This is a genomic window from Nitrosomonas supralitoralis (assembly GCF_003011925.2).
In the GTDB taxonomy this organism is placed as follows: Bacteria; Pseudomonadota; Gammaproteobacteria; order Burkholderiales; family Nitrosomonadaceae; genus Nitrosomonas; species Nitrosomonas supralitoralis.
Map to the genome: position 1 here is coordinate 26869 of NZ_PXXU01000032.1, position 12609 is coordinate 39477.

Here is a 12609-nt window from a genome sequence, read left to right on the forward strand (position 1 = left end):
TATGTTTCCAAATATTTACAGATTTGCCGGGGTGTTGAGCTGGCTTCTAGTCACTTCTGTTAGCAGTGCTCCGCTGCCTTATCAATCTTCGGAAAAACATCTGGGCGTGGCAACTTGTGCGTCTTCAGTCTGCCACGGATCCATCAAGGCCAATGAGAATTATAATGTCTCACTCAATGAATATGTAATCTGGTCTCATAGTGACAGACATTCTAAAGCATATGAGACGCTACTCAGCAAGGATTCCAAGGCGATCGCAACAAAGCTCGGGTTACGTAATGCACATACAGCCAAGATTTGTCTGGATTGTCATGCGGACAATATCCCCAAAGAGAAACGGGGTGAGGGATTTCAATTAACTGATGGGGTCGGCTGCGAAGCTTGCCATGGTGGATCGGAAAATTGGATTGATACCCATACAAACAAAAACACTAGCCATCAAGAAAATGTTAAACGAGGAATGTATCCTACAGCTAATATTGTTGATCGTGCAGCACTATGTTTATCCTGCCACTATGGTAACGATGACAAGTTTGCAACTCACCAGATTATGGGTGCAGGACACCCTCGGTTGAGCTTTGAACTGGACACATTTCAGGCATTACAACCACCCCATTTCCAGACTGATGAGAATTACAGGAAACGTAAACCCATAGCCTCACACACCAAGACCTGGGCATTCGGTCAAATCGCTGCAGCGCAATCGCAATTACATATGTTGCAGGGACCTTTGATCAGTCAGCCTACGGTTTTTCCGGAGCTCGCTCTTTTTGATTGTCATTCTTGTCACAATAATTCCATGCATAAATTAGACTGGCATCGTCGGATGAATTCGGCCCGTATCAAACCCGGCAACGTGCCGATCGCAGATGGGCACCTCCGTATGGCTATCGTTATCGCTCATCAGGTGGATAGAAAGATTGCCAGAAAACTTATAGAATTGTCTGAGGCGTTGCAGATAGCCAGTGGCGAGAGCCGTTCCCGGATTGTGGCGATAAGCCATCAGCTACTGAGCATTGTTGAAAAGCTGAGTCATGACTTAGCTGGCATAGAGCTTGGTGACTCAGAAAAAGAAAAGATACTTTTCGACCTAATTAATATGGGTATTGAAGGAGCATTTCGTGACTATATCGGTGCCGAGCAAGCTGTTATGGCGATTGAATTGATCATCATCGATATGAACAAAAACGAACAATCTCGGCGTCAGATTGACGATTTGTACAAACAAGTCGAAAACGATGAAGCCTACCAGCCTACCCGATTTGTGGATACACTCCAAAAGCTGAAAGCGACATTAAATTAAACGGCTCTGTTGCAAAAATAGCGTTAACCTGAGTAGTGTTAGATCTCACAAAGGTACACAATGCGTCATTGACATTAAAATTTATATCCAGATGCGAGACGGAGAATTTCGTGTGTATTTAATACGAACTTACTTGAAATCAAAGTTTGATTATCGTACGCACATCGAACCTGTATATTAATCAAATCAGCCCCCCTAGCGGCGGTTCGTCCATCAGCGGGATTTGCTCGCGCAATTCCAGAACGCGCTCTTGCCAATAACGCTGAGTATTAAACCATGGAAAGGCTTGCTTGAAGGCTGAATCATCCCATCGTCGTGCCAGCCAGGCCGAATAATGGATTAGGCGCAAAGTGCGTAATGCCTCGACTAGAAGCAACTCGCGTGAATCAAAATCGTAAAAGTCTTCATACCCCGCCAGCACGTCATTTAACTGCCGCGCCATGTCAGTGCGTTCGCCTGACAACAACATCCACAAGTCCTGCACCGCAGGCCCCATGCGACTATCGTCAAAATCCACGAAGTGCGGACCGCTATCCGTCCACAGCACATTGCCTGCATAGCAATCTCCATGCAGACGTAGCGTTTTAACATTGCTACCGGCACGTTCAAAACACTGACGAACTCCAGCCAGGGCCTGTTCTGCTACGCTGCGATAGGCGGCATCGAGATCAGCCGGGATAAAGCTATTTGTCAGTAAAAAATCAAGCGGTTCTGCACCGAAGCTCTCTATGTTCAGTGTAGGCCGATACTTAAACGGCTTGAGTGCACCCACGGCATGAATGCGACCAAGAAAACGTCCCATCCATTCCAAGGTGTTCCGATCTTCAAACTCAGGTGCACGTCCGCCGTGCTTAGGAAAAATGGCAAAGCGGAATCCATTGAAGGTATGTAATGTGTTTCCATCTATCAATAATGCGGGCACTACAGGAATTTCTCGCTCTGCCAATTCCTGCACGAAAGCGTGCTCTTCAAGTATTGCCTTATTCGTCCAGCGCTCCGGTCGATAAAATTTAGTCACCAGCGGCAGACTGTCTTCTATGCCAACCTGATAAACGCGATTTTCATAGCTGTTCAGTGCTAACAGACGACCATCACAGTGATAGCCCAGACTGTCCAGCGCGTTCATGACGCAATCAGGGGTAAGTAAAGAGAAAGTTGGCGTTGTCAATGTTTGAGCCGTTTGAACATTAAGTGATTTCACTGCTCATCACATAGCTTTTTTCAAGTAATAGAATTGGCTCAATCTTGAGTGATTCATGTTAACAATGCTGTCGAGTACAAGCTTGGTTATGATATTCATTAACGTTTCTTTTCAATTGATGTCTTAAATAAAAGGATACACGCATAAATAACTTGATGGGAGTTATTGCTGAAAAAAGGACCGTCAATAAATAATAATAGTGGAAAGTTTTCGAAATTTTTTCTATGATAAAAGAAGGCGGTAACGTTCGATCATTCTGAAGAAGAGGATAAAATCATGGCTGCGTTGATTCTGGCCGTTCTGACACTCACATCGACATCTTTTTCTCATAATGGCATGATTCCAAATCGTTACACATGTGATGGAAAAGATATTTCACCGGCGCTTAACTGGTCAGACATCCCTGAAGGCGCCAAAAGTCTGGTGTTCATCATTGATGATCCGGATGCGCCTGATCCGGCCGCACCTAAAATGACTTGGGTACACTGGGTACTTTATAACATTCCTCCCAATGCTAACGGTTTGGTCGAAGGAATTTCAGAAAAGAATCTCCCTCCTGGCACTTTGCAGGGAATGAATGACTGGAAGCGGACAGGCTACGGTGGCCCATGCCCGCCAATCGGCAATCACCGTTATTTTCATAAACTTTACGCATTGGACACTGTACTGCCCGATTTACAACATCCTTCCAAGGCGGCACTTGAACAAGCCATGCAAAACCATATCATCGGTAAGGGTGAATTAATTGGCCGCTATCAACGTCCTTTCTGATTTGAGTATCCAGCTATTTATGTATCGAAATCAATTAATAAGCAACAATAACAAAATATTATTACATAATTACATTAACTTGCTTATGATAACCCTGTCCTCACTGGCAGTTTATTACAAGCTTCTCAGATAAATTCCTCATTACATTTTAGTTGGGAAACATTGATAAACATCGAAGCTACGTCTTCCATCATTAATTTCAGAAGTGGGTACGATCGTATCGCCGCCCATCAAAGCTGCCTCGTTACGCGCCAGATCCGCAAGTTCACTTGCAACTTTTGCTGCATCACGATTAAACATCACTGCACTTACAACTTTCGTATTAACTTTCCCAATTTTTTTGCAGGGTTCGACTGCTTTGGCTGATTGCACCAAGCGCACGCTTTCTCCTTTCTCGGTGACCTTAACCCATGTACAGGAAGAAAGTATTAAACCAAAACAAACAGCAATAGCGATTTTTTTCATTATACAACCTCATTTATTGGCAAAAATTTATACAGCGTTTACTGGTTCAGATCCAGGGAAATCGTTTGTCGTGACCCTTTTTCCTAGAGCATTCAGCTGGAATTATCGCGGCTTGTTTATGGAAAAACAATCCTCCTGAGAGTGTAGGTTTGACCGCCATGGCATATAGTTAAACCTATCTTTGTGAGCTTTAATGTGAATGCAAAATGAAAAGCTTAGCGCAGTTTGATTTTATCGGAAGCATGTCCATAATGAGGTAGCCTCGTTCATAGACATTGCCATCTGCTGATGTTTTTTATAGCAACAGTCAATCTAATCTGGATGAGCGAGAGAAAAATCAAGCCGCGAATATTAGCGATGCTACGAGAAATGCAATACGATAGACGAATCAAAATTTTCGAGCCAGATGAATAGTTAAATCGTCACTTGGCTCAGGCCGTCATTCGTTCAAATTGGTATGACGACATGCAATTAAAGACAATGAGTCTAAAGTCTAACATTGCTGGGTTGTGATTGTGTACTTGAAGGTGTCGGAATCCAGTTGATCAAGCACTTTCCCGCCAGTCATCCCGTTCGGATACATTAGATACGGGATCTTGATCCGAGAGTTCGGCAGAACAACGTCGTGAGCGGTGTTGTAAGCAAGCCAATTCATTTCCCAGGCGCCGAACAATCTCCTGCGGATCGCCACGACTTTCGGATCGTTGATTTGCAAGTTGCCGGGCGGTTCCTCGAGTACAACCTTGCGCACGTCTGCGGGGTCTACCGGCACCCAACCGATGCCCTGTGCGAAAAATTCAGCGCGGCAGTGCTGTCCCTTGCTCGCATTGGTGCCGCCGAGCCCGAGGCTCTGGTAGCCCAGCTGCGAAGGCGCGACGCGCACGCCGTAAATATCGCGCGCCGCCACGCCGACCGACCGTGCCAGACCGACAAACAAAGCGTTGAGATCGCCACATTTGCCGCCGAGATAGCGCGTTTCCAGCATTGTCCTGATGTCGCCCCAACCGCAACCTTTGACCTTGGGGTCGCGGAAAGTGTTGTCCACGATCCACTCGTAGATAGCATGTGCCTTTTCGAGGTCCGTCCTAGCATGCCGGATGATAGCTTGCGCAGTCTCACGCACGATGCCGTCGGTCGGAATGAGCTCCGTCGACTCGGTGTAGAGCTTCATTTCAGCACGCGACAGACTGGGCATATTCAGATTGGGTCTGGACAAATCCACGATGCGATTGCGCGTCGCATAGCGGCTGGTCACCTCGAGCACAGGTACATTCTCGCCCACCTTCCATTCCACATAGAGCATCTCCGCGCCGTATTTCGGTTCAGTAATGACCTTCATCTGTCCGTTCCCGGTCCATGTGTTGCCCAGCGGCCTGTGCCAGTCAGTCTTCGCCGTATATGGCAATGGAGTCCAGGCGCGTGAAACACCGGAAGGATTGGCAATTTCCAGCTTCTTGACCATCTCGTAAGTACACCAACCCTCATCCTGCGTATCGGCGATCGCATTACGTAAGCCCGAAATCCCGGCAATGAATGGGGTCGCAAGAGCAGCCTGCAAAAAGTTGCGTCGTTTCATGTGATCGTTCTCGGTTCAATGAATCCGTTTCGTTCGGAGTCGGGGTTCAAGAGCGTAGCGATTCCGGTCAACTTTGCCTGGATAAAGAACTACACTGCAAAAAAATAATTTTGATAAACAATTAAAAAATAAAAAGCGAATCCGATGAAATAATGTCTAGCCAATCGGCTAAACCATGCTTTTACGGTGAAGCAAGCAGGGCCTCTTCACCTTCATTATAATTTAAAAGGCTTGTTTTTGATATTTAAGGTAATCAATGACATCCTTTTTTGAACCCTTAAAACAGGGAATCACTTGACGGCGATCAAGAGAATTGAGGTATAACGGGTCATAATAATATTTTACAAGCTTTTCGATCCATACTTTGCTCGATCGAGTCTCGTTCATATTCAAAAAATCCAATTGTGCATTTTCCAAATCGCCCAGCACCTCCTGAAATCTCTTTCCTCCAAGTTTGTTGCTGATCATTTGCAACGCTTTTCTATATTTATCAAAGATCTGAATCGCTTGGCCGCGCAAAACTTCCTGTGACCCTGCAATCTCATCGACCGAGTATTGAGCTAATTGTTTTTGAGATTCCATTGTCCTTTGCTGCCACTGCTGCGCACGACCGATCGCAGTGTTAAGGATGTACTCCTCAAAAATATTTTCTACCCTGGCTTCAATGGGTTCATCCAGCCAAATGACCTCTGAAGATCTCATGCGTTTAAAGAAACTTGCTGGCAAGCAAACCCTTCCTATAAGTCGACTTTCATCCTCAACCACAAACGGCCCATCAAATTTAGTCCGGTTTTGTAATTTAAGCAAGCTCACAGCCAACTGATTTTCAAAATCAATTTGTGTCGGCTGAGGAATAGAGAGTCCCCCAAAAGCAGACCCACGATGCCGGGCGATGGCTTCCAAATCAAGCGCAGGATAAGTATCCCCTACTTCATAAATCAACCTGGTTTTCCCGCTTCCCGTAGGCCCTGAAATAACAAATAGATTCCCATCTTCACTGAATTGATCAATCGTATCCATTAAAAATGAACGCGCCACTTTATAGCCGCCAGCAAGCAGAGGTCTTTCAATACCTGCTTCTTTTAGCCATTGTTGAGCGATCTGCGATCTCTTGCCTCCCCGAAAACAATAAAGTACGGTTCGTGGATTCTCTCGCACAAATCTCAACCACTGATCCAGACGACTTTGTCTCACCAAACCTGAAACAATTTGATAGCCCAGATGGATTGCGGCCTCCTGGCCTTGATTCTTGTAAGTGGTCCCAACAAGAGCGCGATCTTCATTATTAAGTATGGGAATGTTGACGGATCCAGGAAGAGAACCTTGCAGAAACTCCACCGGCGCCCGCACATCAATCAACGGCGTTTCCGTTATGAATAATTCCTTTATTTCATCGATTCTGATATTTTGATTACTCAAAGACCACCGCTTTATCTTGACGAGGCAAAACCTCTCCCACAATCTCAGCAGATTTAAACCTGGTGCGCAAGACCTGAACCATGGAATGACTTACTTCAGAAGAAACACTCAATAACAAGCCTCCACTTGTCTGTGGATCATGAATTAAAAGCCGGTAAAGATTATTAAGATTTGAAACATCGATGTTAGCTGCTGTGTATTCCGAATTTGTTCTGTGGGCCTTCGTTAAAAAAGAGTTTTCCAAACAGAAAAAAGTCTTAGTAAACCGCGGGAGTTTTTCTGTCTGTATTCTTAAAGTCACTTGACTGGCATTAGCAAGTTGCATGGAATGGCCAGAAAAACCAAAACCTGTGATATCCGTAGCAGCGTGAACCGCTGCTTGCAAATCCTGAGTCATGCAGTCAATGGCATTATTGATGGTAGCCATACTATGCAACGCCTCCATGATATCATCTTCTTGAAAATGTTGACTTTTTAAAGTAGCCGTCATTGTCCCAGTCCCCAGAGCTTTTGTGAGAATCAAATGATCTCCTGCATTAGCCCCTGCATTGGTCCAAGCTTGGCCTGGATTTACAAACCCAGTGACCGAAAGACCAAATTTCAAAGTATCGTCATCAATAGAGTGTCCACCGACGAAATTAGCTCCAGCCTCTGCGATCTTATCGCTGGCTCCTTGCAAAACATCTACAATGACATGTTCCGCCATAGTTGCCAAAGGAAATGCAAGAATTCCCATGGCTGTTAGTGGCTTACCACCCATGGCATAAACATCACTGAGAGCATTTGCCGCCGCAATTTCACCAAAAAGTTTCGGGGTATCCACTATAGGAGTGAAAAAATCCAATGTTTGAACCAGAGCGATTTCGTCATTGATTTTATAAATGGCAGCATCATCAAAAAGCCTCCCATCCACCAACAAAGCAGGATGCGCTGCCGGAAATTTTACTTGTTGCAAAATTCGACGGAGCTCCGAAGCCGCAACCTTAGCGGCACAACCTCCTTTTTGCACGGTCTGTGTAAGTGCGATTTTTTCTGAACTCATGAATACTTTGGGGTATAAAAAAAAGAATAGGAAATGAAAGTACAAGAAAGGGGTTGGAGTGTCAAACACTCTGACAAACGATAAGAAATTTACAAAATTTGTATCCAATCATCAGCAGAATACGTTAGTTTTTTTATTATCGGACTGCAGTCGCAGGATGCCCAAGCGGCAAAACCGGCCAATTAAGCTAATTAGGCGATTGTTAACCTATCCGATTGTCGATTAAATCAGATGCGGCTCAAATTGCTTTAATTTTCTCTGGCTTGAACTTAACCGGCGCCAGCACCCCTTTGCGTGCCCGGCGTAATACGAATGGCTGCAATTCTCCCCACTTGAGCACCATCTGCAATGGCTTTTTGCCCGCACCTGTACCGTTGATCTGCAGCGATGAACCTTCCGGCAGCACTGTCGTGGCAATCAGCGATTCGCCATCATTCAGACCTAAAATGATCACACCCTTTCCACCCGACAACTCCTTCATTTCGCTGAGCGGAAATAGCAACAACTTACCGTTGCTGCCCAGTGCCGCAACCAGATTGCCATTGGCAACATTCGCCGCTGGCAACACATTATCTCCCTTGCCCAGCGTCATGAAAGCCTTGCCAGCCTTCTGACGGGATACCAAATCTTTGAGCGTAGCAATAAAGCCGTATCCACCGGATGAGCTGAACAGATATTGGGTATCAGGCGCCGCAGCGCACATCACAGCCGCTTTCATCTTGGGCGGCATATCCAGCAAGGAAACCACCGGCACACCATCGCTACGCCCTCCAGGAATATCCGTCGAAGACAGGCTGTAGGCACGACCTCCGCTATCCAGCACCACAACCGGGTAAGCGGTGCGTGTTTGCGCAATAGCCAACAACTGATCGCCATCCTTGAATGACAATGTGCTCAGGTCCACTTCATGACCCGTGCGTTGACGTATCCAGCCATTCTCAGACAGAATAACCGTGCAGGGTTCATCCGGCACGGATACCGTCTTAGCCACCGCACGCTCCGCTACTTCAATTAATGTGCGGCGATCATCGCCGTATTTTTTCACGTCAACCTCAATCTCGCCGATGATCATGTCACGCATTGCCGTTTCATTGCTCAAAACAATAGTCAGTCCTTCGTTTTCTGATTTCAGCTCATTCATTTCCTTCTCAATACGGATGACTTCGAGGCGGGCCAGCTGCCTCAACCGAATTTCCAGAATGTCGTCTGCCTGAATAGCGGAAATGCCAAACTGCGACATCAAATCCGCCCTGGGATCGTCTGCTTCACGAATGACTTTGATGACTTCATCAATGTTCAGCAATACAGCGATGCGACCCTCCAGGATATGCAGGCGCTTTTGTACCTGATCAAATCTTGTCTGGCTGCGTCGAGTAACCGTGATAGTACGGAATCGCACCCACTCAATCAGCAATTCCAGAATATTCTTCTGATTCGGCCTGCCATCTAATCCTATTGCGACCATATTGGCAGGTACCGTGGACTCCAGACTGGTATGCGCGAGCAACAGGGTGATGAATTGCTCTTGCGGCATGCGCGAAGAACGTGGTTCCAGAACAATACGTATGGAAGCATCCTTGCCGGATTCGTCACGCACGGTTTCCAGTGCATCAAGAAACAGTTGTTTCATTTGCTTCTGCTCAACCGACAAATCTTTCTTACCCGTTTTTACTTGCGGATCCGTGAATTCTCCAATTTCTTCCAGTACTTTTTTTACGGAAACACCCGGCGGCAATTCATGCACAACCATACGCCATTGTCCTCGCGCTTGCTGCTCTATGGTCCAGCGTGCACGCACACGAAAAATACCTCGCCCCGTTGCATAAGCTTCGCGTATATCCTTAGCGCTGGAAATCAATTGACCACCGCCTGGGAAATCCGGTCCCTTGATATGTTGCAAGATGTCAGCAACACTGATTGACGGATTGTGCAGCAGTGCAATCGCTGCATTACCCACCTCACGCATGTTGTGCGGCAGGCATTCCGTCGCCATACCGACCGCGATGCCGGATGCACCATTCAATAACAGTAATGGGAGGCGTGCAGGCAAATCCACTGGCTCCTGTTCTGAGCCATCATAATTAGGACGAAAATCCACGGTTCCTGCATCCACTTCGGACAGCAGCAATTCAGCATATTTAGTCAGCCTGACTTCGGTATACCGCATGGCTGCTGGAGAATCTCCGTCACGCGAACCGAAGTTGCCCTGCCCATCGACTAAGGGATAACGCAACACAAAATCCTGGGCCATGCGCACCATCGCTTCGTACGAGGCAGAGTCGCCGTGGGGATGATATTTACCAATCACATCACCAACCACGCGAGCGGACTTAACTGGCTTGGATCCTTGCGTCAGACCCAGGCGATGCATCGCATAGAGAATGCGGCGCTGCACCGGCTTCTCGCCATCGGATACTGAGGGCAAAGCCCGGCCCTTGACCACACTGATGGCATAGCGCAGATACACCTGATGCGTGTATTCAGCCAGATCGATGCTACCATCGTCGTTATCACTCCCATTCGGAGCAGACGCTGGCGGTATGGGTGGTTGCAATTCGGTCTCCTGCGGCTTCACCTGAGCCGATAAGGAGGAATCCTGCGCATCAAATAGATCCATATTCTTCATTTTTCGTTATATATCCGCTTCCACTTCGTTACCGTGTATCGTAATCAACTCCTTGCGCTCGCTGGCGTGCGACTTACCCATCAAGGTATCGAAGGTTCCCACTGCTTGTGCCACATCGCCCATGCCTATCCTCACCAACCGGCGTGTATCCGGACATAAAGTGGTTTCCCACAGCTGAATCGCATCCATCTCGCCCAGCCCCTTGAAACGCGAAATGGTCCAACCGCCTTCCTTAACGCCTTCCTGGCGCAGACGTGCTTCCAATATATCCAGCTCCATCTGATCCAAAGCATATAGCTTTCGTGGCGGCTTACTTTTGCCTTGTGCCGGCACATCCATCCGAAACAACGGCGGTTTAGCGATATACACATGTCCCTGTTGAATAATTTTGGGAAAATGTCGGAAAAATAAAGTGAGCAATAATGCCTGGATATGGCTGCCATCATCATCGGCATCAGACAGGATGATGATCTTGCCATAGCGCAAGGCGCTCATATCTACATCGCTATCAAGCTTGTGCGGATCAATCGCCATCGACACGGCGATATTGTGGATTTCCTGGTTAGCAAGGATCTGCGATTGATCCACTTCCCAACTGTTCATGCCTTTACCTCGCAACGGCAGTACCGCCTGAATCTCTTTATCACGCCCCGCTTTGGCTGAACCGCCAGCGGAATCCCCTTCAACCAAAAACAATTCGGCATTGAGACCGGTCAGTTCTGAATCGGTGAGTTTGCCTGGCATCACCGCCACGCCGGAGCCTTTTCTGCGCTCAACAGTTTTAGCAGTCTTGCCGCGATCGATGGCATTCTTGATGGCTTGCTCGGCAATCTTTGTCGCTTCCTCCACATGCTCGTTAAGCCACAAGTCCAGTGGATCCTTCATGGCAGCCGCAACCAGTTTAATGGCCTCTCGCGAGGACAGTTTTTCCTTGGTCTGGCCAGAAAAACTCGGATCCACCATCCTGAGAGCCAACACGAAGCGCAGCTTGGACCATACATCCTCGGCCGCCAGCTTGACGTTGCGCTGCATCAATCCATGTTGTTCTGCGAAAGTGCGTACACTATTGAACACCACATCACGCAAACCGGCTTCGTGCGTCCCACCACCCAATGTCGGGATCAGATTGACATAGGATTCGCCTCCACTGGAGCCGATAACCCAAGCCAGTGCCCATTGCACGCCCTCACCACCCGAGAAGGTTTCGTTAGCGGCCAGATATTTTTCTCCATAGAAAGCAGGCGCAATCGGCTCATCCTCAGCAATCATCTGATCGAGATACTGCGCCATTCCCCCTTCAAAATGCCATTCCTTGACATCAAAACCCGCAGCAGTTTCAATATTGAGGAGTACCTTAACTCCTGGCAGCAGCATTGCCTTGGCGCGCAACAAGTGTTCCAACTCTCCGCGATGCGGCGATGGAGAATCAAAATACTTTGCATTTGGCCAGATACGAAGGGACGTTCCGGTGTTGCGCACGCCGCAAGTACCAATTACGCTTAATGGCTCAATGACCTCACCGTCGGCAAAGACGATGCGATGTTGCTTGCCTTCGCGTTTGACTTCCACTTCCAGGCGGGTGGATAGTGCATTGGTGACTGAAACGCCCACACCATGCAGACCACCCGTGAATTTATAACTACTGTCCGCTTCGCCTTTGGCGAACTTACCACCGGAGTGAATCACCTGGAACACAACCTGTATGGTGGGAACATTTTCTTCCGGATGCAGACCGACCGGAATGCCCCGACCATCATCTGCGACGCCGACCGAGCCATCACTGTAAAGTGTCACTCCGATATTTCCAGCATACCCCGCCATCGCCTCGTCGACCGCATTATCGATGGCTTCCACCACCATATGCGTGGGGTCCGTAGTACGAGTGTACATGCCTGGCCGCAACTGGATAGGTTCCAGCTTGCGCAGGACTCGGATCGAAGATTCGTCGTAAGTTATTTTTGTCATGATGATTAAATAGATTTGATCTCGAAATATATCTCTCTTTTCGCCAGCTATTCATCCATCGAATGTGTTTAGTGAAAAATGTACAATCCGCCACATTCTGGCAGAGTTTTATCATTTACCAGGGTCTGATTGAATGAACGGAGCAAGTCAATAGAATTAGGATTGTCACTTGACTGCGAATGTAAAACTAATTGGCGAAATCATTAGCTATTTGGTTATTTAAAGGCTATGTAACAATTAG

At 47.3% G+C, this 12609-nt stretch carries 9 protein-coding genes; 2 read left to right on the forward strand and 7 right to left on the reverse strand.

Annotated elements, in window-relative coordinates; translation table 11 throughout:
- The first annotated feature begins 1 nt into the window (after position 1).
- Positions 2-1303, forward strand: coding sequence for a multiheme c-type cytochrome (locus C7H79_RS10885; RefSeq protein ID WP_106707295.1), 1302 nt, complete (start codon positions 2-4; stop codon positions 1301-1303).
- Positions 1304-1484: 181 nt separating this feature from the next.
- Here C7H79_RS10885 and C7H79_RS10890 read toward each other — a convergent pair whose 3' ends face one another.
- Positions 1485-2504 (reverse strand): serine/threonine protein kinase, encoded by a 1020-nt coding sequence (locus C7H79_RS10890; RefSeq protein ID WP_258577636.1) that lies wholly within the window; start codon positions 2502-2504, stop codon positions 1485-1487.
- Positions 2505-2780: 276 nt separating this feature from the next.
- Here C7H79_RS10890 and C7H79_RS10895 point away from each other — a divergent pair, with 276 nt between their 5' ends.
- Entirely contained in the window at positions 2781-3275 is a 495-nt protein-coding gene (locus tag C7H79_RS10895; RefSeq protein ID WP_106707297.1) for a YbhB/YbcL family Raf kinase inhibitor-like protein, read from the forward strand.
- Positions 3276-3416: 141 nt separating this feature from the next.
- Here C7H79_RS10895 and C7H79_RS10900 read toward each other — a convergent pair whose 3' ends face one another.
- From C7H79_RS10900 to C7H79_RS10925, 6 genes are all read right to left on the reverse strand, one after another.
- On the reverse strand, positions 3417-3740 hold the full coding sequence (locus tag C7H79_RS10900) for a DUF4156 domain-containing protein (protein ID WP_106707298.1): 324 nt from the start codon (positions 3738-3740) through the stop codon (positions 3417-3419).
- A gap of 493 nt (positions 3741-4233) precedes the next feature.
- Complete coding sequence (locus C7H79_RS10905) at positions 4234-5316, reverse strand: transglutaminase-like domain-containing protein (RefSeq protein ID WP_106707299.1); 1083 nt, start codon at positions 5314-5316, stop codon at positions 4234-4236.
- A gap of 222 nt (positions 5317-5538) precedes the next feature.
- A complete protein-coding gene (mnmH, locus tag C7H79_RS10910) occupies positions 5539-6735 on the reverse strand; it encodes a tRNA 2-selenouridine(34) synthase MnmH (RefSeq protein WP_106707300.1) in 1197 nt (398 codons plus the stop codon).
- Complete coding sequence (gene selD, locus C7H79_RS10915) at positions 6728-7777, reverse strand: selenide, water dikinase SelD (RefSeq protein ID WP_106707301.1); 1050 nt, start codon at positions 7775-7777, stop codon at positions 6728-6730. The genes mnmH and selD overlap by 8 nt, the downstream gene beginning before the upstream one ends.
- A 238-nt stretch (positions 7778-8015) precedes the next feature.
- Positions 8016-10403, reverse strand: a complete 2388-nt coding sequence (parC, locus tag C7H79_RS10920; RefSeq protein ID WP_106707302.1) for a DNA topoisomerase IV subunit A — start codon at positions 10401-10403, stop codon at positions 8016-8018.
- Between the two features lie 6 nt (positions 10404-10409).
- Positions 10410-12368: a DNA topoisomerase IV subunit B gene (locus C7H79_RS10925; RefSeq protein ID WP_106707303.1), complete on the reverse strand. Its 1959-nt coding sequence runs from the start codon at positions 12366-12368 to the stop codon at positions 10410-10412.
- Between the last annotated feature and the right edge of the window lie 241 nt (positions 12369-12609).